The organism is Pectobacterium carotovorum (assembly GCF_033898505.1).
Taxonomy (GTDB): Bacteria; Pseudomonadota; Gammaproteobacteria; order Enterobacterales; family Enterobacteriaceae; genus Pectobacterium; species Pectobacterium carotovorum_J.
The window spans coordinates 1,282,442-1,304,970 of sequence record NZ_JAXAFK010000001.1; the positions used below are offsets into that span (position 1 = coordinate 1,282,442).

At 51.9% G+C, this 22,529-nt stretch carries 21 protein-coding genes; 12 read left to right on the forward strand and 9 right to left on the reverse strand.

Translation table 11 applies throughout. From position 1 onward, the window contains the following. Window positions 1–58: 58 nt before the first annotated feature. On the reverse strand, window positions 59–706 hold the full coding sequence (grxB, locus tag R9X49_RS05615) for a glutaredoxin 2 (protein ID WP_319847518.1): 648 nt from the start codon (window positions 704–706) through the stop codon (window positions 59–61). A gap of 178 nt (window positions 707–884) precedes the next feature. Further along, entirely contained in the window at window positions 885–2,090 is a 1,206-nt protein-coding gene (gene mdtH, locus R9X49_RS05620) for a multidrug efflux MFS transporter MdtH (protein ID WP_319847519.1), read from the reverse strand. A gap of 315 nt (window positions 2,091–2,405) precedes the next feature. On the opposite strand from mdtH, the gene rimJ reads away from it, so the two are divergent. The 4 genes from rimJ (at window position 2,406) to murJ (ending at window position 6,295) form a co-directional block, all read left to right on the forward strand. Then, on the forward strand, window positions 2,406–2,990 hold the full coding sequence (gene rimJ / locus R9X49_RS05625; protein WP_319847520.1) for a ribosomal protein S5-alanine N-acetyltransferase: 585 nt from the start codon (window positions 2,406–2,408) through the stop codon (window positions 2,988–2,990). A 9-nt stretch (window positions 2,991–2,999) separates the two neighbouring features. Further along, the gene (locus tag R9X49_RS05630) at window positions 3,000–3,638 is read left to right on the forward strand and encodes a YceH family protein (RefSeq protein ID WP_319847521.1); all 639 of its coding nucleotides are present in this window, start codon (window positions 3,000–3,002) and stop codon (window positions 3,636–3,638) included. 28 nt (window positions 3,639–3,666) lie between these two features. Further along, window positions 3,667–4,632, forward strand: a complete 966-nt coding sequence (locus R9X49_RS05635) for a Gfo/Idh/MocA family oxidoreductase (protein WP_319847522.1) — start codon at window positions 3,667–3,669, stop codon at window positions 4,630–4,632. A 127-nt stretch (window positions 4,633–4,759) separates the two neighbouring features. Continuing rightward, window positions 4,760–6,295: a murein biosynthesis integral membrane protein MurJ gene (murJ, locus tag R9X49_RS05640; RefSeq protein ID WP_319847523.1), complete on the forward strand. Its 1,536-nt coding sequence runs from the start codon at window positions 4,760–4,762 to the stop codon at window positions 6,293–6,295. Between the two features lie 172 nt (window positions 6,296–6,467). On the opposite strand, the gene argS is transcribed toward murJ, so the two are convergent. After that, window positions 6,468–8,198: an arginine--tRNA ligase gene (gene argS / locus R9X49_RS05645; RefSeq protein WP_319847524.1), complete on the reverse strand. Its 1,731-nt coding sequence runs from the start codon at window positions 8,196–8,198 to the stop codon at window positions 6,468–6,470. A 658-nt stretch (window positions 8,199–8,856) separates the two neighbouring features. On the opposite strand from argS, the gene R9X49_RS05650 reads away from it, so the two are divergent. Both R9X49_RS05650 and cutC read left to right on the forward strand, forming a co-directional pair. Beyond that, entirely contained in the window at window positions 8,857–9,402 is a 546-nt protein-coding gene (locus R9X49_RS05650; protein ID WP_319847525.1) for a VOC family protein, read from the forward strand. A gap of 287 nt (window positions 9,403–9,689) precedes the next feature. Beyond that, window positions 9,690–10,448 carry a copper homeostasis protein CutC gene (gene cutC, locus R9X49_RS05655; RefSeq protein WP_319847526.1) on the forward strand — a complete coding sequence of 253 codons (759 nt, stop codon included), beginning with the start codon at window positions 9,690–9,692 and terminating at the stop codon, window positions 10,446–10,448. 164 nt (window positions 10,449–10,612) lie between these two features. Here cutC and cmoB read toward each other — a convergent pair whose 3' ends face one another. The 5 genes from cmoB to R9X49_RS05680 form a co-directional block, all read right to left on the reverse strand. Continuing rightward, window positions 10,613–11,599 carry a tRNA 5-methoxyuridine(34)/uridine 5-oxyacetic acid(34) synthase CmoB gene (gene cmoB / locus R9X49_RS05660; protein ID WP_319847527.1) on the reverse strand — a complete coding sequence of 329 codons (987 nt, stop codon included), beginning with the start codon at window positions 11,597–11,599 and terminating at the stop codon, window positions 10,613–10,615. Beyond that, window positions 11,596–12,339 carry a carboxy-S-adenosyl-L-methionine synthase CmoA gene (cmoA, locus tag R9X49_RS05665; RefSeq protein WP_319847528.1) on the reverse strand — a complete coding sequence of 248 codons (744 nt, stop codon included), beginning with the start codon at window positions 12,337–12,339 and terminating at the stop codon, window positions 11,596–11,598. The genes cmoB and cmoA overlap by 4 nt, the downstream gene beginning before the upstream one ends. Before the next feature lie 174 nt (window positions 12,340–12,513). Further along, window positions 12,514–12,909: an MAPEG family protein gene (locus R9X49_RS05670; protein WP_014915147.1), complete on the reverse strand. Its 396-nt coding sequence runs from the start codon at window positions 12,907–12,909 to the stop codon at window positions 12,514–12,516. Window positions 12,910–13,062: 153 nt separating this feature from the next. After that, window positions 13,063–13,875 carry a DUF72 domain-containing protein gene (locus R9X49_RS05675; RefSeq protein ID WP_319848593.1) on the reverse strand — a complete coding sequence of 271 codons (813 nt, stop codon included), beginning with the start codon at window positions 13,873–13,875 and terminating at the stop codon, window positions 13,063–13,065. A 91-nt stretch (window positions 13,876–13,966) separates the two neighbouring features. Then, window positions 13,967–15,184: an EAL and HDOD domain-containing protein gene (locus tag R9X49_RS05680; RefSeq protein WP_319847529.1), complete on the reverse strand. Its 1,218-nt coding sequence runs from the start codon at window positions 15,182–15,184 to the stop codon at window positions 13,967–13,969. Window positions 15,185–15,658: 474 nt separating this feature from the next. On the opposite strand from R9X49_RS05680, the gene aspS reads away from it, so the two are divergent. The 6 genes from aspS to ruvB all read left to right on the forward strand — a co-directional run bounded on the left by aspS (window position 15,659) and on the right by ruvB (window position 20,996). After that, window positions 15,659–17,455, forward strand: coding sequence for an aspartate--tRNA ligase (gene aspS / locus R9X49_RS05685; RefSeq protein ID WP_319847530.1), 1,797 nt, complete (start codon window positions 15,659–15,661; stop codon window positions 17,453–17,455). Between the two features lies 1 nt (window position 17,456). Next, on the forward strand, window positions 17,457–17,900 hold the full coding sequence (nudB, locus tag R9X49_RS05690) for a dihydroneopterin triphosphate diphosphatase (RefSeq protein WP_010275904.1): 444 nt from the start codon (window positions 17,457–17,459) through the stop codon (window positions 17,898–17,900). Window positions 17,901–17,923: 23 nt separating this feature from the next. Beyond that, window positions 17,924–18,667, forward strand: coding sequence for a YebC/PmpR family DNA-binding transcriptional regulator (locus R9X49_RS05695; RefSeq protein WP_015840062.1), 744 nt, complete (start codon window positions 17,924–17,926; stop codon window positions 18,665–18,667). Between the two features lie 80 nt (window positions 18,668–18,747). Continuing rightward, window positions 18,748–19,269, forward strand: coding sequence for a crossover junction endodeoxyribonuclease RuvC (gene ruvC, locus R9X49_RS05700; protein WP_039496035.1), 522 nt, complete (start codon window positions 18,748–18,750; stop codon window positions 19,267–19,269). Between the two features lie 91 nt (window positions 19,270–19,360). Next, complete coding sequence (gene ruvA, locus R9X49_RS05705; protein ID WP_319847531.1) at window positions 19,361–19,978, forward strand: Holliday junction branch migration protein RuvA; 618 nt, start codon at window positions 19,361–19,363, stop codon at window positions 19,976–19,978. A 7-nt stretch (window positions 19,979–19,985) separates the two neighbouring features. Further along, window positions 19,986–20,996: a Holliday junction branch migration DNA helicase RuvB gene (gene ruvB, locus R9X49_RS05710; protein ID WP_319847532.1), complete on the forward strand. Its 1,011-nt coding sequence runs from the start codon at window positions 19,986–19,988 to the stop codon at window positions 20,994–20,996. 77 nt (window positions 20,997–21,073) lie between these two features. Here ruvB and R9X49_RS05715 read toward each other — a convergent pair whose 3' ends face one another. Then, the gene (locus R9X49_RS05715; RefSeq protein ID WP_319847533.1) at window positions 21,074–22,453 is read right to left on the reverse strand and encodes a carbohydrate porin; all 1,380 of its coding nucleotides are present in this window, start codon (window positions 22,451–22,453) and stop codon (window positions 21,074–21,076) included. Window positions 22,454–22,529 lie beyond the last annotated feature (76 nt).

The window sequence follows — 22,529 nt, forward strand, 5'->3', positions numbered from 1 at the left end:
CACTGAAACAGCAGCGAAACGCCGCTTCAGGACGAAGCGGCGGAGTAAAATCGAAGGGTTAGATTGCCAGGCTGCTGAGCAGCGTTACCTGAGTCTGTTTCGCCATGTTATCCCGATAGTCCGCAACGCGCGAAGGGGGCGTGACACCCGCCACGATAGACAGCGAGCGGAGCAGCGGGAAGAGGTCGATATCATCCGTTGATAGCACACCGTTGCAGGCGTTTGGTTGGACAATCAGCGGATCGAGATCCTGTAAGTCATTGTTCAATTTCTTAATCAGCCCCTGAGAATGACTCAGGTGGTCAGCAAAACTGCCTAGCTGGGCTTCCTTCTTATTAATAAAGTATTGCCGGGCGGAAGCGGAGGCAAATTCTTCAAAGGCTGCCTGAGCGAAGCGAGGGATAATCAGGCGCGGCGTATACTCTGTGACTTTACGCAGCCAGGCGGTGATGGCGGGATTGGTGGAGCCGGTCAGCAGCGGCTTGCGGTCGTAATTATCAATGAAATGAACAATGTCCATACTTTCAGGCATGTGGCTGCCATCGTCTTTTTGCAGAATAGGCACCATTTTCTGGCCGATCAGCCGCTCTGGTGTTGCGGCGTCGTCATTCGCCAGTATTTGCAGTTCGACAGGAATATTCTTCAGGCCGAAGATCATGCGCGCTTTAACGCAATAGGGACAGTGATCGTAAATGTAGAGCTTCATACGTCGTCTCCTAAATGACATGTGGACAAAGACCGCAGTGCGGCCACGCGTGTAACCCAGCATCAAACAAGGTAACCCGAACGTGCGAGAAGGCTCGCGACGAAACAATTGTTTGAATGTATTAGGAAAGTATAGGAGGGCTTTACCGACGAGATCAAACTCGTCGGTAAAATTCAGACTAATGACCGCCCAGCATCGCAGGCTCGATGCGGCGTTGATTGAACTGCCAATACAGCGCGACTAACGTCAGGAACCCGATAGTGCCGAGCATGAACCACGGCAGTTCCGGCTGGTTCAACGCATGTCCGGTATCGAATAACCAACCGCCGCCGCTGTAGCCAATCGCGCCGCCAAGCGCCAGCCCAAGCCGACTGAACCCCATATAGCTGCCTCTGGCTCTGGAATCTGCCAGCGAGGCGCTCAGGGTTTCACGCGCGGGCTCGGCGATAATCGATCCAATGTAAAACAGGCAGATCAGCATCAGCAGGGTTTGCAGCTCTGTCGTCATCCCGATAGGGAACATACTGACGGACATAATGAATAGTCCTGCCATCAGGCGCTGTTCCAGCCGGAAGCGCTTCTCGCTCCAGCGAGCGATAGGGTACAGCAGCGTCAGCGATAGCGTTGCTTCAATGGCGTACATCCATTTCACCGCAGACGGCGTTCCGGCGATTTCGTTGACCATAATGGGCAGCATCAACAGCACCTGCACGGCCAGCATGTAGTAACCCGTCAGGGTTAACACATACATCAGGAAACGGCGGTCGCGAATAACGCGCGTCAGACCTTCCCGTATCGGCGTCTTGACCGTTGAGATGCGATAGGCTGGCAGCAGCCAGGCATTGAGCGCCGCCGCGAGTACGAAGATGACGGCACCCGCCCAGCAGACGATCTCAAAATCGTACTGGAGCAGCCAACTGCCGATAAGGGCACCGATAACGGCACCTGCGCTATCCTGCATCATTAACAGCGAGTAAAAACGGCCACGTTCTTGTGGGCGAATCAGTTTGATTACCAGTGCAGTGCGCGGCGGATCGAAGAGTGTGCCGCCGAGGCCGGATAGCGCACAAGACAGCCAAAGCAGCCAGGGTTCGTCGGCAATTGCCATAAACACAAAACCGGAGGCGCGTAGCAGCATCCCGGTAATAATCATCGGTTTGGCGCCAAACCGGTCAGCAATGGCCCCGCCGAAAATACCGAGCCCCTGCTGAATAAACTGACGCAATCCCAATGCGATACCGACTAATAATGCCGCCCAGCCGAGATCGTCGACAAAACGAATGGAAATAAGGGGAAAAACAACAAAGAATCCCAGAACCACCAGCATATTATCGAGTAATAAAAAATATTTACCCAAGCTCCGAGCTTGCGACATCAGAGGCATGTTTCACCACAACGAAGAAAGGAGGAAAATAACAGACGTGACTATTTTGTACTCTAATTCGACTTTGGTATAGCCTATTGTTGGATAATATTTTTTTATCGATTTAACGTTATCCGAGTAGCATTTCGGTGAGAAAAAATGGCTTTCCTGATTCAACTGCGCAATAACTCGGCGACGAGGATTTTACGTCTATGAATTTATGTGGTTATAGTAAGGATTATCGGAAATACCGATATTTTCTGCTTATGTGAAATAGTGATTTTTTCAGCGGCGATGAATTTTACTTATCGATAACATGGAGAGGCAGGGGGAAAAATGTTTGGCTACCGTTCAACGCCAGCAAGAGTGCAATTGACAACCGACAGGCTGGTGGTGCGTCTGGCCCATGAACGTGATGCATGGCGTCTGGCTGAATACTATTCTGAAAACCGTGATTTCCTTAAGCCGTGGGAACCCGTGAGAGACGCCAGCCATTGCTATCCATCAGGCTGGCAGGCGCGGCTGAGCGTAATTAACGATATGCATAAGCAGGGCAGCGCCTATTACTTCCTCTTGTTGGATCAGAATGAAAACGAAGTCTACGGCGTGGCTAATTTCAGCAACGTGCTGCGGGGATCGTTTCACGCCTGCTATCTGGGCTATTCGCTCGGCCAAAAATGGCAGGGGCAGGGGCTGATGTTCGAAGCGCTGCAACCGGCAATACGTTATATGCAGCGTCAGCAGCATATGCACCGCATCATGGCTAACTATATGCCGCATAACCAGCGTAGCGGGAATTTACTGGCGCGTTTGGGGTTTGAACGTGAGGGTTATGCGAAAGATTATTTGCTCATTGACGGCAAATGGCAGGACCATGTATTAACCGCGCTGACCAACGCAGAGTGGAAGTCTCCGCGTTAAGGAAAAATGATGAAATACCAATTGGATGCTCGTGAAGCCCGCGTGATTGGCTGCATGCTGGAAAAGCAGATCACCACGCCGGACCAATACCCGATGTCGTTAAACGGCATCACCACGGCCTGTAATCAGAAAACCAACCGCGAACCCGTGATGGAACTGAGTGAAAGCGAGGTGCAGCAAACGCTGGATTTACTCGTGAAGAAGCATTTCCTGCGCACGCTCAGCGGCTTTGGCAATCGTGTCGTGAAGTATGAACATCGTTTTTGCAATTCTGAGTTTGGTGACCTGAAACTGTCACCGGCGGAAGTGGCGCTGGTGACGACGCTGCTCCTGCGTGGCCCACAGACGCCGGGTGAACTGCGTACCCGCGCGGCCCGGCTGTATGAATTTTCAGATGTCAGCGAGGCTGAATCCACGCTTGAACAGTTGCAGCAGCGCGACGACGGGCCGTTTGTCGTCCGTCTGGCGCGGGAAGCGGGTAAGCGGGAAAGTCGCTATCGACACCTTTTCAGCGGTGAGACCAGTGATGCGGCGACGCCTGAAGCGGAAAGCATAAGCGATGATGCGCATCCGCTGACCGAACGCGTTGAGGCGTTAGAAAAAGAGGTCGCTGAACTCAAACGTCAGCTTGCCGCGCTGTTAGCGTAATGAATCTGTATCAGGGAGAAAGTCAGTCATGAAGCCTCAGATTACGTCTGCGGAAAGCGTCCCAAAGAATAGCGGTTTTACCCAACGTCCCCGCGTCGGCGTTGTCGGGCTGGGTTCTATCGCGCAGAAAGCGTATTTGCCGATTCTTAGTCAGGCCGATCGCTGGGAACTGGTCGGCGCCTTTTCTCCCGATCGGCAAAAGACGCAGCGGATTTGTCAGCACTATCGGATGACGAGTTTCTCCGCGTTGGACGAGCTGGCAGCACAATGCGATGCCGTTTTCGTGCACAGCAGCACCGCCAGCCATTTTTCTGTTGTGAGCCAACTGCTGAAGGCTGGCGTCGATGTTTATGTGGATAAACCGCTGGCAGAGACGTTGGAGCAGGCGGAAGCGCTGGTCGAGTTGGCGGAACAACGACAAAAAATTCTGATGGTCGGTTTTAATCGTCGTTTCGCGCCGTGCTATCAGCAGCTAAAACAGCGGTTGGATCAGCCAGCATCTCTGCGCATGGATAAACACCGGATTAATGGCGTTGGGCCACAGGATGTGCGTTTTACTCTGCTGGATGACTACCTGCACGTGGTGGACACGGCGCTCTGGCTGGCTGGCGGCGAGGCTCAACTGATTGACGGCGTCTTGCATGCGAATGCGGACGGCCAACTGCTGTATGCCGAGCACCATTTCCAGAGCGGTAACTGTCAGGTGACGACCAGCATGCATCGTCAGGCTGGAAGCCAGCGGGAATGGGTTCAGGCCGTTACCCATGGCGGGCTCTACCAGGTGGATGAGATGCGTGAATGGCGTGAAGACCGTGAGGGGATGACGCTCCGCCCAGCCGTGCCATCCTGGCAAACCACGCTGGAACAACGCGGATTTGTCGGTGCGGTGCAGCATTTTATGGCGGCCATTGAACAACGGAAACCAGCGGAAACATCAGGTAACCATGCGTTGCTGTCCCAACGCATGATTGAAAAATTGCTGGGAAAAAGCTGAAAAGTTCAGCGGTTATGACAATGTGCGGTAGCTATTACTCGCGCAATGCGTAGACTAGTCGCACCTCGCAATCAGGATGACCTCAACGGGTTAATAATCGGTCCTGAACCGTTCAGAACATAATCGGATGAATTTACTTAAATCACTGGCTGCCGTCAGTTCCATGACCATGCTATCGCGCATTTTAGGATTCGTGCGTGATGCGATCGTCGCGCGTATTTTTGGTGCAGGTATGGCGACGGATGCCTTCTTTGTGGCATTCAAACTGCCCAACCTGCTTCGCCGAATTTTCGCAGAGGGCGCATTCTCACAGGCTTTCGTGCCTATTCTTGCCGAATATAAAAGCCAGCAGGGTGATGAAGCCACACGAACCTTCCTCGCTTATGTTTCCGGTATGCTGACGCTGATTCTGGCGTTGGTTACCGTCGCGGGGATGGTTGCCGCACCCTGGGTCATTATGGTGACCGCTCCCGGCTTTGCCGCGACGCCAGAGCGCTTTGAGCTGACCTCGGATCTGTTAAGGGTTACGTTTCCCTACATTCTGCTGATCTCGCTGACCTCTATGGTGGGGTCGGTGCTAAATACCTGGAACCGTTTCTCGGTACCGGCGTTTGCTCCGACATTGCTTAACGTCAGCATGATTGGCTTCTCGCTATTTGCCGCCCCGTATTTTAACCCACCGGTGATGGCGCTGGCCTGGGCTGTGTTGGTTGGCGGTTTACTGCAACTCGGCTACCAGCTACCGCATCTGAAAAAGATTGGCATGCTGGTCTTGCCACGCCTGAAATGGCGGGAACCGAGCGTCTGGCGGGTGATGAAGCTGATGGGGCCTGCGGTTCTGGGCGTCTCGGTAAGCCAGATTTCGCTCATCATCAACACTATTTTCGCGTCCTTCCTCAGTGAAGGTGCGGTGTCATGGATGTATTACGCCGATCGCCTGATGGAGTTTCCTTCCGGCGTTCTGGGTGTGGCGCTGGGAACGATCTTACTCCCGTCGCTGGCGAAGAGTTTTGCCAGTGGCAATCATGACGAATACTCCCGTCTGATGGATTGGGGGCTCCGCCTGTGTTTCCTGCTGGCGCTGCCGAGTGCGGTCGCACTAGGTATTTTGGCGAAACCTTTAACGGTGTCGCTGTTCCAGTACGGCAAATTTAGCGCTTTTGATGCGCTCATGACTCAGCGGGCGTTGATTGCCTACTCGGTTGGGCTGATGGGATTGATTGTCGTCAAGGTGCTCGTACCCGGTTTTTATTCCCGACAGGATATTAAGACACCGGTCAAAATAGCGATCGTCACGCTGATTCTGACGCAAGTTATGAACCTGATCTTTATCGGTCCGTTGCAACATGCTGGTCTGGCGTTATCTATCGGTCTGGCATCCTGCCTGAATGCAGGATTGCTCTACTGGCAACTGCGTAAGCAGGATATTTTCCAGCCGCTGCCGGGTTGGCGGGGGTTTCTGATTCGCCTGTTCACGGCAGTTATTGTGATGTCATTAGTCTTACTGGGTATGCTGTGGTGGATGCCCGCGTGGGATGACGGCAATATGACGATGCGAATCCTGCGTTTGCTGTTGGTTGTGGTCGCGGGAGCTGGCTCCTATTTTGCCACGCTGGCGCTGTTAGGATTCCGCCCTCGGGATTTCGCCCGCCGTAGCGTGTGATAACGTTAAGCCATTACGGAATAAAAAAACGTAGGGAACGTTTTTCAACGTTGCACAGCAACGGCCCGTAGGGTGACGGACAAGGATGTCCGTCATAAAAAAACGCCATTGGTGGCAGCACCAATGGCGTTTTTGTTGTCAATCGACGGTTCGATTTTCAGTCGATGAAGAATTACATCTTCTCGACGGTTTCGATGCCGAGCGTATCCAGACCTTGTTTCAGCGTTTTCGCCGTCAGCAGCGCCAGTCTCAGGCGGCTTTGGCGCACGTCGTCACTTTCGGCATTGAGAATCGGGCAGTGCTCGTAGAAACCGGAGAACAGACCTGCCAGATCGTACAGGTAGCTACACATCACATGCGGCGTGCCTTCACGGGCGACGGTGGTGATGGTTTCTTCAAATTGCAGCAGGCGTGTGGCAAGCGCAAATTCACGCTCATCGCTCAGCGTAATCGGCTGCGTTAAGCTGTCTTCCTGTATGCCTGCACGCTTGAAAATAGACGCGACGCGGGTGTAAGCGTATTGCATGTAAGGCGCCGTGTTACCTTCAAACGCCAACATGTTGTCCCAGTCGAAAACATAATCCGTGGTACGGCTCTTCGACAGATCGGCGTATTTGATCGCGCCGATGGAAACCACTTTCGCCAGCGCGGTTAACTCATCGTTTTCCATTTGTGGATTTTTCTCTGCGATGAGCTTCAGTGCGCGATCGTAGGCTTCATCTAACAGTTCGGACAGTTTAATCGTCCCGCCTGCACGCGTTTTGAATGGCTTACCGTCTTTGCCCAGCATCATGCCGAACATATGGTGTTCCAGACTGACGGAGTCAGGTACATAACCCGCTTTACGCACGATGGTCCAGGCCTGCATCAGGTGTTGATGCTGGCGGGAATCGATGTAGTAAAGCACGCGATCGGCATTCAGGGTTTCATAACGGTATTTGGCGCAAGCGATATCCGTTGTGGTGTAGAGGTAGCCGCCATCCTTTTTCTGGATGATGACGCCCATCGGTTCGCCTTCCTTGTTTTTATATTCATCAAGGAAAACCACCGTAGCGCCTTCACTTTCTACCGCCAGACCTTTTGCCTTCAGATCGGCAACGATACCCGGCAGCATGCTGTTATACAGGCTTTCACCCATCACATCCTGCTTGGTCAACGTGACGTTGAGGCGTTCATAGTTGATCTGGTTCTGCGTCATGGTGATATCGACGAGCTTGCGCCACATCTGGCGGCAGTATTCATCACCACCCTGCAATTTCACCACGTAGCCGCGTGCGCGCTCGGCGAAATCGGCATCGTCGTCGTAGTGTTTCTTCGCTTCACGATAGAACGCTTCAAGATCGGACAGATCCATTTCGCTGGCGTTTTCGTTTTGCATTTTTTCAAGGTAGGCAATCAGCATGCCGAACTGCGTACCCCAGTCACCGACGTGGTTGGCGCGAATGACATTGTGGCCCAAAAGTTCCAGCGTACGGGCTGATGCGTCACCAATAATGGTTGAGCGCAGGTGGCCGACGTGCATTTCCTTCGCGACGTTAGGGGCAGAGTAGTCAATCACGATCGTTTGTGGCTCAACCGGCGTTAAACCCAGTTTTGGTGCATTCAGGGCGTTCTCAACCTGGCTCGCAACCCACTGCTTATCGAGAAAAATATTAATAAATCCCGGGCCTGCGATTTCTGTTTTTTCCGCAATGCCCTCCAGCGCCAAAAGTTGGACGACTTTTTCGGCCAGTTGTCGCGGCGGCATGCCCAGCTTTTTTGCCACGGCCATGACGCCATTGGCCTGATAATCACCAAACTGTGCTTTTGCCGACTGACGAATCTGAGCTTCGCTGTCTGCTGGCGCGCCCGCGGCGGTTAACGCCTGGCTGACTTTTTCGGAGAGAAGAGCCTGAATATTCACCGGTTTACCTTAAATAAAAAATTAAGCCTTGCTTATACCATATTTGCCTTTCTTCGTCAGCAGACGGGGAGGGGCAACGGGATGTTCAGGCGAAAAAATACCCGCCAGGCGGGATATGAAAAAGGGACGATGAGAGGAGAAAAAGAGATAAGGAGAACACGACAAAAAAGAGAATGTGGTTTTAGGTAGAATAAAAATAAATCAAAATTACGATCTTAACGTTTTCTTGAACGACCATTTACACCAATTTTATGTGAGTCTCTGGTTTTAAAATGACGAAAAATAGCGTATGCCGCAATAGCGATAAGCGCGATGGATATAATGAGTAAAACCATGATGATATCTCTGCGTTATTATTTGTTTTCTTAATTTATACGTTTTCTTTTAGGCGTTCAATGGGGCGACTCTTATTTAAGATTCCTCCCAGAATAGGTTGCGAGAAGTATCGCAGATTAACGCCGAGTAAAAAACATTTCCGTTTATTAATCAAACGGCGTGGTTATCTTTTCTTTGCATTTAATGCGTTTCACGTAACGGAGGTGTAAATAAATGTACAGAGAGAAAAGTAGAATTTAATTAGGATGTGCCTCGGGTGTGATATTCTCACCGCGCAAATGGTTATTGATAATGTGAGATGCCGCGAGGAGTTTTACCCGATATGTTACCCAATGATTTGATAACGGATTTAGCGCGTTTTGAGCACGCGTTACAGGAATTGGCCGATGTGTTACAGCTGGATTTAGGTGCATTTCATGCTGACCATATTTCTCTGCGCTGTAACCAGAACACGACGGCTGAATCCTGGAAAGCGGTGCTGCTAAAGGCTGGCCGTTTACTGTCTGAAAACCAGATCAATGGTCGCCCAATCTGTTTGTTTATACTGGATAATGCTATCTCGGTAGGCCCTTGGAAAATGACGTGTATCGAGCTACCGTGGCCGGGGAAAAAACATTATCCGCATGAAGGGTGGGAGCATGTGGAACTGGTGCTGTCTGGAGAGGCAGAAACGCTGCATCAGCGTGCGCTGGCCTGCTTGTCTGATGAGGCGCTGCGTATGCCGGGCATCAAGCTGAAATTCAGTTCTCCGCAAGGCGAAAAAGAACGAATGCCTAATCCGACGCTGGCGGTAACCAACGGGAAAGTGACAATAAAATTCCATCCATTTGATATACGCGAGATTGTCGCGAGCGAAATGTCTTCATGATGAAAATAGTGAAGGATGCGTATGTAGAGTAATCAGGAAGATAACATTGGCTGAAAGGTAAAATGGCATGTCACGTTATTCATGCCATTTTCTTTTACACTGGAACAGATTAATAAAATTGTGGTTTATGTCATGTTTATTTTGGCAATGTATCGCGTTCATTGTGACTCCTGTCTCCTCACGATATGAATGTGAATGCCATAGTTATTACTTTAATCGGCCTGATGATTCGCCGATTTTTCGCTAATTAAGAAAAGTAGTCTGGGAGTTTACATGGAGGAGCAGCGATGACGAAACTGGAAGTATGCTGTTATAGCGTTGATTGTGCCATAACAGCAGCGCAGTCTGGGGCTGACAGGATTGAACTCTGTGCAGGACAACGGGAAGGAGGATTAACACCATCCTATGGCGCGCTACGTAGTGCTCGTGAAAAGGTCGCAATTCCTGTTCACCCGATTGTGCGCCCGAGAGGCGGCGATTTTTGCTACAGCGCGACGGAACTGGCTGCCATCAAATACGACATTGAGCAGATTCGCGAGATGGGGTTTCCCGGTGTCGTTGTCGGTGTGCTGAATGAGGAAGGGCACATTGATTTGCCCAAAATGCGCGAAATCATGGCAGTGGCGCAGGGAATGGCGGTGACCTTTCATCGCGCGTTCGATATGTGCCTGAACCCTTACATTGCGCTGGAACAGCTCACCGAGCTTGGCGTATCGCGCATATTGACTTCCGGGCAGCAGCAGACGGCGGAGAATGGGCTGCGGTTATTGCGTGAACTAACACAGGCCAGTCGCGGTCCAATCATTATGGCGGGTTCCGGCGTGAGGTTAACTAACCTGCACAAATTCCAGCAGGCCGGTATTCGGGAACTGCACAGTTCTGCCGGTCAGTGGACACCATCCCCTATGCGCTACCGAAAAATCGGCGTGTCGATGTGTTCTGATACGGAATTAGACGAATTTAGCCAGTATTGCGTGGATGGCGATGTGGTAGCAGCAATGAAACGGGCAGTCAGCCCAGATCGTGAAATGCAGTACGTGTCATAACGTAAGGAATGTCACGGTGTAGCGATATAGATACTGCGCACACAGCATTGCAATCAACACGACATTGTCATTCTTCAATTTTGCCGCGCAGCATACCCTTCGGTTTGCATGGCAAGTACCAGGCCCCAACGTGTTGTTGGGGCTTTTTTTATCTAGCGCAGCCGCTAGGGCTGGTAGACTCCCGGTTTACGCGCAACCAGTACGGCTCGTACTGGCGCGGGGTAACCTTCCACCGTTTTCGTTGGATCCTCAGGATCGAGGAATTCAGCCAGCGATTCCGTGATCATCCAGTCTGTCCGACGCTGTTCCTGCGTTGTCGTGGTGCAGATATCGACGACACGGACATCAATAAATCCGCATTTCTCAAGCCATGTGGTCAAGGCCGCGGCGGAAGGGATGAAATACACATTGCGCATTTGCGCGTAGCGTTCTCCCGGTACCAGCACCTGATTTTCATCACCTTCAATGACCAGCGTTTCCAGCACCAGCTCACCACCCGCCACCAGCTGATTCTTCAATTGCCACAGGTGATCGAGCGGGGAACGGCGGTGATACAGCACGCCCATCGAAAACACCGTGTCAAAAGCGGCAAGTTCGGGGAGTTGTTCAATGCCGAGTGGTAAAACGTGCGCCCGCTGATCGTCACCGAGCAGTTTACGCACGGCTTCAAACTGGCATAAAAACAGCTGCATAGGGTCAATGCCGACTGCCATTGTGGCGCCTTCACCGACCATCCGCCACAGGTGATAGCCACTGCCGCAGCCTACATCCAGAATCAGGCGGTTCTTCAACGGGCTGATGTGTGGCAGAACGCGCTGCCATTTCCAGTCAGAACGCCACTCCGTGTTGATATCCACACCGTAAAGCGAAAAGGGACCTTTACGCCAGGGCATCAGGTTACGCAGCAGTTTTTCAATGCCTTCACGCTGACCCTCGGAAATATCGGGTTCCATGCGCGCGGTGACGCTGTCGTTCAAATCCAGAGAGGTTGGCGTCAGCGATGGGAGGTGTTCCAGCGAGTTAAACCAGAGTTTGAACTTACCGTGCAGGGATTCCTGCTGCCAACTGCTGAGCTGTGAAGGCAGCGTGTTAAGCCAGTGGCTGAGCGGGCCTTTTGCGATTTGCTGATAAAAATTGCCGAAATCGATCACGCCTTTTCCTCTGCTTTCACGGCTAATAACGAACCAAAATTAAAACATTGAAACCAAACTTCGCTATGCTCAAAACCGGCGCTTGCCAGCCGAGCTTTATGGGTTTCTACCGAATCGGTCAGCATGACGTTTTCCAACATGCTGCGCTTCTGACTGATTTCTAACTCGCTGTAGCCATTTGCCCGTTTAAAATCGAGGTGCATGTTGAACAGCAATTCGCCAACGTCTTTGTCCGTAAAATTGAATTTCTCTGAGAGCACAAGCACGCCGCCGGGATTTAATCCCTGATAAATACGTTCGATGAGCACCTGACGCTGGGAGGGTTCCAGAAACTGAAGCGTAAAGTTCAGCACTACCATCGACGCATTTTCGATATCAATGTTGAGGATATCGGCTTCTATAATCTCGACGGGCGTATCGGAACGAAAAGCGTCAATGTGGCTGCGGCAGCGCTTCACCATGGCCGGAGAATTGTCTACCGCGATAATTTTGCAGCCTGGAACATGGATATTGCGTCGCATGGACAGCGTAGCCGCGCCCAGCGAGCATCCTAGATCGTAGACGTGGCTATCCGGGCGGACGAACCGTTCGGCCAACATGCCAATCATCGAGATGATGTTGGAATAGCCGGGAACAGAGCGTTGGATCATATCGGGAAATACGTCAGCAACGCGTTCGTCGAATGTCCAATCGCCTAAATTGGCAATTGGCACAGAGAAAAGCATATCGCGGTTTGGCATGGCGGAAAGTGCACTGAGAGTGATTTTAATTAAAGAGGCCGTATTCTAGCAGAATACACCGTGGCCTTCACCTTTCACATTGTGTAGACGCATAGTGTGGGCGCGCTTTTTGATTCCCGGACGCATAATGTCTGTGCGTCCGAGAGCGGCGGATATAGTTTTTGCCTCAAGCCATCAATACAGCGTGAAAACCAGATCCCAAGGGAGGTAATAGAGGTTTGCTGCAATCATCAGGATGAGCGAGGCATAGGTTGCCGCCATACCTGAACGCCGCCAGCGAAATTCGCGATGCCGCAGGCCGTAGTAGTGAACTAAACGTCCGGTAATCAATAAAATGCCGCAAAAGTGGATCATGATGATAAGGGCGCCGTTCATTTCCATCAGCACCAGCAAAATCGCCGCGATCGGAATATATTCTACCGCATTGCCATGTACCCGGATCGCCGTTTGCAATTCATAAAATCCGCCGTCGCCATAGGCCACGCGATACTGCATTCTGAGTTTCACAACATCAATTGACAGCTTTATCAACAAGATTGCGCCAAGCACGATATAGAGCGCACTTACCATGTTTTACTCCGTAACCTAACCGAAAACGGCTTGCAGAATAATAGCTTTACCTAACGCAACTGTCGCCTGTAAAGGTCGATTTTTTTAGCGGAAATACGTTGCGTTGCCAAATGGTTTATAACCAAACGGGCTAACACCCGCCAGGCGGGTGGATCAAAAGAGCGTCGCCTGCTGTGGCCAATCCGGCTGGGGCGGTAAGGTCGGGTCGATCTCGGCGAGTAGCGGCCAAAGCTGCTGCGCCAGCGGAGGGGCATCACCAATATCCGGCGTGTGAATAAAGAAGAAGGGATTTGCCTCGCGCCACTGCGGTAGCTTGTTACGCCATGATTCGAACCAGCGAAGATTTTCTTCCTGCGTTTCACTACCGATAAAGCGGATCAGCGGCTGTGTGGCGGTGAGCACGGCGTGTACCGGCACGCGAGGTTTCTTACGCTGGGCTTCACGCATGGCTGCGCTGTCTGGCGCGGCGTGGTGAACCGGGCGGCTATCGAGAATCACACGATTAATGCCGCGCTGCTGTAGCCCCTGATTCAGCGCGCGCTCTTCATCGCCTTTGGCAAAAAACAGCGGGTGACGTACTTCCACGCCGTAGCCAAACCCCTGCGGTAAGGCATCAAGAAAACGCCACAGAACGGGGAGCTGTGCAGGGCCGAAGGCGGCAGGGAGCTGTAACCAAAGTTGCCCGATACGGTGTTCAATCGGCTCAAGACATTGATAAAAAAGGCCGACGTCGCTATCACAGTTCTGCAAGGCGGCTTTATGGCTGATCGTTGAAGGAAACTTGAAGCAAAAGCGGAAGTTGTCATGCGTCATATCATGCCAGCGCCCGACGACCTCGCGTGAAGGCAGTGCATAAAAGGTCGTATTACCTTCAACGCAGGTAAAGTAGCGGCTGTAGTCGGCAAGATCGTTTAATCCCAGCCGACTCCAGGCGGGGTGTTGCCATTGTGGTAATCCGATGTACATCATCGCACCATAACGTCATTGAATCTCAAGCAGGATGGCGGTGATTATCGCGTAATTGTCAGAGCTGTGCGAGCAAGCCGAGAGAAATCGTTTATAAAATCTCATCTGCCCACTGTGTTGCTTCCATTATCAGGGTAAAGAAGTCTTCTTCATCGAGGCCTAGTTGAGTTAAAAGCTGCTCAAGTCCTTCCCATTCTTGCTGTTCATATTTAGAAATTAACGTCAGATAAAGCGCGAGCTCGCCGGTATGATCCAATAAGCTCTGGTTAATTTTTTCCGATAGGGCGATTTGCGAGAGCAGCAGCGGCATTGGCGAATCTAATACGGCATCGAGCAGCGATAATAATCCGCAGAGAAACGCCTCGGTGGTATCGTCCTTCACATTAAAAGACGCGTGTAATAATTCGAAGAATCTGGCGCGAATTAAACTGGTGCGATAAAGCTCGCTGGGTTTATTTTCATTACTGTTGGTAATGCTGATTAATGAGACAAAACGTTTGAGCTCCCGTTGCCCGAGCAGCATTGCCATGGAACGGAAAGACATCGAGGTCGCGGTGATACCAAAACGGGTGTTGTATTTGATATTGGTGATGTGGCGCATCAATTTATAATACAGCGACAGATCGGCACAGACCAGTTCCTCGATCGTGGCATAGTTGATTTCAGGCTTATTCACCTCTCTCAGTAGCCTGATCGTATTGCTGGAGTTACTGACCAATTTTTTCGACTTGATCATCTCAGGACGGCTGAAGAAATACCCCTGAAAAAGTGAGATACCCAGCTTTTTGCTTTGTAGGTATTGCTCATGCGTTTCTACTTTTTCGGCCAGATAGGTTAATTTGCGCGGCGAGGTTCTTTTGATGAAATTTTCAATATCAGCAAACGTCGACAGCGTTAAATCGAATTTGATGATGTCAATGTAAGGTAAAAACCGATCCCACTCTGAATCCATCGAAAAATCATCAAGTGCAATTTTAAAGCCCTTTCTTTTTAGCTTTTTTACAGCAACAAAGAGATCGTTGTCGGGGGGCGAATTTTCAAGAATTTCGATAACGACCTTTTCCTGTGGCAGCACTTCTGCCTGGCCATTGATCAGCATCTGATGGGGAAAATTAATATAGTAAGGTTGTTCAACCACGGATTTTGTCAGCGGATTGGTTAAGAACTGATCGGAAATAAGCTGTGCGGTCGCAAATTCAGGACTGACGTCAGGAAATTTATTGGTGACGTCCATGCGAAAAAGGAGCTCGTAGGCAACGGTTTGGAGGTGTTGATTTAAAATAGGTTGGCGGGCAACAAATGAATACATAGTTGTTCTCCATGTAAACCATACGCATTTGCCAGTAATGGGAAAGCGCTTTTATTAAAATTTTTATAAAAATCAGCAGTTACTTGGTAATTTTAGCAGGTTTTATTAAAAGGGAAGGTCGGTTTCCCTAAATCCTCACGCGATACGTATTGATGAGTTCTACCTCTTTGGGCTGATGGTTTAGGCTTCCTCTGGTGCTCACTTTTGCAACAACTCTATGCCGATTAGTGAACATTCCGTTAACCGAAAAGGAAATTTCGTAAAAAGAGTAGGCGGCAGCGTCGCAGAGCGTTACCTTCATGCTTATCGTTCGGGCGAATATCCTTTATAATAGCCGCCTTTTTTCACCGGACAGTAATCCAGAAAAACCATGCCGTGCAGCGAAAATGCCACTGTTTTTGCGCTGTGATCTACCGTGAAAAGTAGTCCATCGTGAAAACGTGTGAGCTGGCGGATGAGTAAAAGGACATCGTGATGCGTACTAATTATTGCGGGCAGTTGAATTCGTCCCATGTGGGCCAGGAAGTGACATTGTGCGGTTGGGTTAACCGCCGCCGCGATCTGGGTGGTTTGATTTTTATTGATATGCGTGACCGCGAAGGGCTGGTTCAGGTGTTTTTTGACCCGGATCGTCAGGACGCATTTAAACTGGCATCCGAGTTGCGTAACGAGTTCTGCATCCAACTTACCGGTGTAGTACGCGCCCGTCCAGAAAGCCAAATCAACAAAGATATGGCGACGGGTGAAGTCGAAATTTTTGCCAGCGCACTGACTATTGTTAACCGTTCAGAAGCGCTGCCGTTGGATTCCAACCAAACCAATACCGAAGAAGCACGTCTCAAATACCGCTATCTGGATTTGCGCCGTCCTGAAATGGCACAGCGCCTGAAAACGCGCGCACGTATCACCAGTTTTGTTCGCCGCTTTATGGACGACCACGGCTTCCTGGATATTGAAACGCCGATGTTGACGAAGGCGACGCCGGAAGGCGCGCGCGACTATCTGGTGCCAAGCCGCGTACATAAAGGCAAGTTTTATGCGCTGCCGCAGTCTCCACAGCTGTTCAAACAGCTGCTGATGATGTCCGGTTTTGATCGTTACTATCAGATCGTGAAATGCTTCCGCGACGAAGACTTGCGTGCTGACAGACAGCCAGAATTCACCCAGATCGATGTGGAAACTTCTTTCATGACCGCGCCGCAGGTGCGTGAAGTGATGGAGAAACTGGTGCGTGAACTGTGGCTGGACGTGAAAGGCGTCGATCTGGGCGATTTCCCGATCATGACGTTCGCAGAAGCGATGCGCCGTTTCGGTTCCGACAAGCCGGACCTGCGTAACCCGCTGGAACTGGTTGACGTTGCCGATCTGGTTAAAGACATCGACTTTAAAGTGTTCTCCGGCCCGGCAAACGATGCCAAAGGCCGCGTTGCTGCGATCCGCGTTCCGGGCGGCGCACAGCTGAGCCGTAAGCAGATTGATGAATACGGCAAGTTTATTGAAATCTACGGCGCGAAAGGTCTGGCTTACATCAAGGTCAACGAGCGTGCCAAGGGTCTGGAAGGAGTTCAAAGCCCGGTAGCGAAATTCCTGAGTGACGACATGCTGTCTGCGTTGTTGGATCGTACTGCGGCACAAGATGGCGACATCCTGTTCTTTGGCGCAGACAGCGCGAAAGTGGTGACCGATGCACTGGGCGCGCTGCGTCTCAAGCTGGGCCGCGATCTGAACCTGACGAAAGACAATAGCTGGGAACCGCTGTGGGTTGTCGATTTCCCGATGTTTGAGGAAGATGGCGAAGGCGGGCTGGCTGCGATGCACCATCCGTTTACCGCACCGCGTGACATGCTGCCTTCTGAACTGGCTGCTAACCCGGTTTCGGCGATCGCCAACGCGTATGACATGGTGATTAACGGTTATGAAGTGGGCGGCGGTTCCGTGCGTATTCATAACGGTGAAATGCAGCAAACCGTGTTCAGTATTCTGGGTATTACCGAACAAGAGCAGCGTGAGAAATTTGGCTTCCTGCTGGACGCACTGAAATATGGTACGCCGCCGCATGCAGGCCTGGCGTTTGGCCTTGACCGTCTGGTGATGCTGCTGACGGGCACCGATAACATTCGTGATGTTATCGCCTTCCCGAAAACGACGGCTGCAGCGTGCCTGATGACGGAAGCGCCAAGTTTCGCCAACCCGGCCTCCCTGGAAGAGCTTGCCATTGCGGTTGTCGTAAAAGGGAAAGCGGCTCAGGATGGAAAATCCGAGAACGAATAAGATGGTATATAAGCGACCCGTTTCGGTTCTGGTGGTGATCTATGCCCGTGACACCGGGCGGGTGCTGATGTTGCAGCGGCGTGACGATCCTGAATTCTGGCAGTCGGTAACCGGCAGCATAGAGGAAGGGGAAAGTGCGCCGTATGCCGCACAGCGTGAAGTCAAAGAAGAAGTTAACATTGATATATCCGCGGAAGCGTTATCACTCTTTGACTGTCAGCGCTGTATTGAGTTTGAGCTATTTGCTCATTTGAGACGTCGCTATGCGCCGGGGGTTACGCACAATACCGAGCATTGGTTTTGTCTGGCGTTACCCGCTGAGCGCGAGGTGCAATTATCCGAGCATCTTGCCTACCAGTGGTTGGATGTGCCCCACGCGGCACAGTTGACCAAGTCCTGGAGCAACCGGCAGGCGATTGAGGAATTTGTTATTTATCCGGCCTGAACAGGCTTTTTTCGGAGATTTTTATGGCAGGTCATAGTAAGTGGGCTAACACAAAGCATCGTAAAGCAGCACAGGACGCCAAACGTGGTAAAATCTTTACCAAGATTATCCGCGAACTGGTTACCGCAGCCCGTCTGGGCGGTGGCGATCCGGGTTCTAACCCACGTCTGCGCGCAGCGATCGATAAAGCACTGTCCAACAACATGACGCGCGATACCCTGAACCGCGCGATTGCCCGTGGCGTCGGCGGTGACGAAGATGCCAACATGGAAACCATCATTTATGAAGGTTACGGCCCGGGCGGCACGGCTGTCATGGTGGAGTGCCTGAGTGATAACCGTAACCGTACCGTTTCCGAAGTACGCCATGCGTTTACGAAAACTGGCGGCAACCTGGGGACTGATGGTTCCGTTTCGTACCTTTTCACCAAGAAAGGCGTTATTTCTTACGCGCCAGGTCTGGATGAAGATGCGGTGATGGACGCGGCGCTGGAAGCGGGCGCGGACGATGTCGTGACGTACGACGACGGTGCGATTGACGTCTTCACGCCGTGGGAAACGTTCGGTAACGTGAAAGATGCGCTGGATGCGGCGGGTCTGAAAGCAGAATCGGCTGAAGTATCGATGATTCCGTCCACCAAGGCGGATATGGATGCGGAAACGGCACCGAAGCTGATGCGTCTGATCGACATGCTGGAAGATTGCGACGATGTGCAGGAGGTTTACCATAATGGTGAGATCTCCGATGAGGTGGCTGAACTGCTGTAATGGCAGGTCGGTAATGCGGAGTAGAAACGGCTACCTACACGGGCGAATCGGCGGAGCGGCACGATGACAATCGTAGCACTATGACAATAATAGTAGGCATCGACCCCGGTTCGCGCGTGACGGGCTATGGCATTATCCGCCAGCAAGGGCGTCATCTGACGTACCTCGGCAGCGGCTGTATCCGCACCGTGGTGGATGATATGCCCACGCGACTGAAGCTGATTTACGCTGGCGTCAGTGAAATCATTACGCAATTTCGTCCAGACTGTATGGCGATTGAGCAGGTTTTCATGGCGAAAAACCCGGATTCAGCCTTGAAGCTGGGGCAGGCGCGCGGTGTGGCTATCGTCGCGGGGGTGAATCAGGATCTGCCTGTGTTTGAATACGCTGCGCGTTTGGTTAAACAAACCGTGGTAGGAACGGGCGCGGCGGATAAAAAGCAGGTGCAGCATATGGTTCGCTCGCTGCTGAAATTGTCGGCCAGTCCGCAGGCGGATGCCGCCGACGCGCTGGCGATTGCCATTACCCACTGTCATTTTAGCCAAAGCCTGCTGCGTACATCGGCGGCGAAAGTGAACCCGCTGGCAGGACGACTGCGCTGAAACAGGAGGCTGGATATTCATCCAGCCTTTTTTATGTTATATACTCGTCATACTTCAAGCCATTCATTCCCTAAGTAAAAGGAAGCGCAACGTGATAGGTCGTCTCAGAGGCATTATCCTGGAAAAACAGCCGCCGCAGGTGCTGATAGAAGCTAACGGCGTGGGTTACGAAGTCCATATGCCGATGACGTGCTTTTACGAGCTCCCTGAGCTCAATCAGGAAGCGATTATCTTTACCCATTTCGTTGTCCGCGAAGATGCGCAACTGCTGTTCGGTTTTAATGATAAGCAGGAGAGAGCGCTGTTCCGTGAGCTGATTAAAGTGAATGGCGTTGGGCCGAAGCTGGCGCTGGCGATTCTCTCAGGAATGTCCGCGACGCAGTTTGTCAGCGCGGTTGAGCGCGAAGAAATCGGTGCGTTGATTAAACTTCCGGGCGTGGGTAAGAAAACGGCGGAAAGGTTAGTCGTTGAAATGAAAGATCGCTTCAAAGGCTTGAGCGGCGATCTGTTTAATCCGGTCAGCGATATTCCGTTGGCATCACCTGCTGCCGCAGACAGCCGTGTTAGCGATCCTGAAGCGGAAGCCGCAGCAGCACTGGTTGCGTTGGGCTATAAACCACAGGAAGCTAGCCGCATGATTTCCAAGATTGCGCGTCCCGACGCTGACTGTGAAACCCTAATCAGGGATGCACTGCGCGCGGCGCTGTGAGGTATTCATGATAGAAGCCGATCGTTTAATTTCCGCTGACGCCGTTCCCGAAGAAGAATTTATCGACCGTGCGATCCGCCCTAAATTGCTCAACGAGTATGTGGGGCAGCCGCAGGTGCGTGAGCAGATGGAAATTTTTATTCAGGCAGCCCGTAAGCGCGGAGATGCGTTGGATCATCTGCTAATTTTTGGTCCTCCCGGTCTGGGGAAAACGACGCTGGCGAATATTGTCGCCAATGAGATGGGCGTGAATATGCGCACGACGTCGGGCCCGGTGCTGGAAAAAGCGGGCGATCTCGCCGCGCTGCTGACTAATCTCGAACCGCATGATGTGCTGTTCATCGATGAAATTCACCGTCTGTCGCCCGTAGTGGAAGAAGTGCTGTATCCGGCGATGGAAGACTATCAGTTGGATATCATGATCGGCGAAGGGCCTGCCGCCCGTTCAATCAAACTCGATTTGCCGCCTTTCACGCTGATTGGCGCAACAACGCGTGCGGGTTCGTTAACCTCGCCGCTGCGCGATCGTTTCGGCATTGTGCAGCGCCTGGAGTTTTATAAAGTTGAGGATTTGCAGTATATCGTCAGCCGTAGCGCACAGTGTTTAGGGCTGGATCTGACGCCGGATGGTGCCCTTGAGGTCGCGCGTCGCGCGCGGGGTACGCCGCGTATTGCCAATCGGTTATTACGCCGGGTGCGCGATTTCTCCGAGGTGAAGTCGGAAGGGGCGATTACCGGTAATGTGGCGACACAGGCGCTGGATATGCTGGCGGTGGATACCGAAGGCTTTGACTACATGGATCGTAAGCTGCTGTTGGCGATTATCGATAAATTCATGGGCGGCCCTGTCGGGCTGGACAATTTAGCGGCCGCCATTGGCGAAGAGCGTGAAACCATTGAAGACGTGCTGGAACCGTTCCTGATTCAGCAAGGGTTTATTCAGCGCACACCGCGCGGTCGGATGGCGACGCAGCACGCCTATCGGCATTTTGGCTTAACGCGTGAAGATTTAAGTTAACGAGTGACTCGACGTAGCGCCTAATCGCTGTTTTGCCAGATTCAGGGAGACCACAGGGTCTCCCTGAATGTATGCGATTAGAACCAGGCTTCCCACATTGCCCCAACGTTGAACGAGTCGAGCTTCGTGTTGACGCCGGTCGTTGTCCGTGCGGTATGTTTGTTATCCACCTCCCCGCCGGTGACATAGAAGCGCAGCATCGGTCTGAACTCCGGTCCCATCGCGATCGAGACATTCTGGGAAAGCGTCAGTTTCCATCCTTTGTTATCACCACCCTGACCGTAATCTACGTGCTGATAGCCTGCTTCAAGCCAGGTGGAATGCACATCATTCCAGAAATACATGGGGCGCACGATGGCATTATAGTTGCGACGATCGTCCTGACTCGCGGAATCATTTGAGTAGTCGTGGTAGGCCAGCAGGTATTCGACCTGCGTTTGCGGAGTAAATTTGTACTTACCTTCAAAGCTGGCGTAGAAGGTTTTCAGGTTGTTCGTTTTGTTGTAAACGCTGTTATCGGCGTTATCCGAATAGCGGGTGATAAACTGGTTGAGACTATTTTTCCCCGTATGGCTCAGGACCGCACCGCCTTGCCAGGCCTTCAGACGTGCATCGCTATTCACCGCTTTTGAGTCAAAACCGTAGTTCGCGTACAGCGCAAGATCCAACGGCCCCAGCTTGATGCCATGCACTTTGGACGTCAGCGCGTAATTGCCTTTATCGCCCGTGCCGGAACTGCCTGTACAACTGATGCGTGAGGGGTTCGCATTATTCGTGATGACTTCGGGGTTACAGGATTCTACGGCCGCGACGGCAGCAACATCGAATTGAATGCCGCCGAGTTCAAAGTTCTTTATCCCCGCGCCCTGACCGTCATGGTTCATCCAGAAGTAGTCGTTAATCCCCTGCTGTGGACGCTGGTGGAAATCACGTCCGGCCCAGAGATAAGCATTCGGCTGAGAGGCAAAAAGGTTGGTGACGCCCGCATAGGCTTTTTTCAGGTTAACTTCGTCGCCCCAGTGGTCGATCATCACGACGACATCCCAGATCGCGCCGTTGTCACCCTTGAACGCTTTGGAAAGCTGGAATTCACCGCCGTTGCCTTCGTTGCCCAGACGGCCCAGTGCGGAAGCCCCGTTGTAGGAGCCATCGACCGCGACATATTTCTGGTCACCGCTCTGGAATTGCGCGCCGTAACGGGCATAGCCAGTAAAGTTGATGCCATAGGGTATCGCCATGTCAGGCGTCTTGGGGGCATCCGGCGTGGTCAGCGGGTCGACCTGTTTACTGGCGATGGCGTCTAATTTGGCCTGACGCTCCGCCAGTGCTTTTTCTACTGCCTGAGCAACGATGCGATCCAATTGCTCCTGAGTAATCATTTCTTGTGCGAATGCGGAACCGGAGCAAAGGGCAGCCAGCACCGCCAGCGTAACGGGCAGTTTTTTGGAATTTGTCATAGTCATCTCAATTCGGTAAGTTATTTTCAGACAATAACCATCCCGCTCTGATTGACGTGAATAATGACACGGCGCT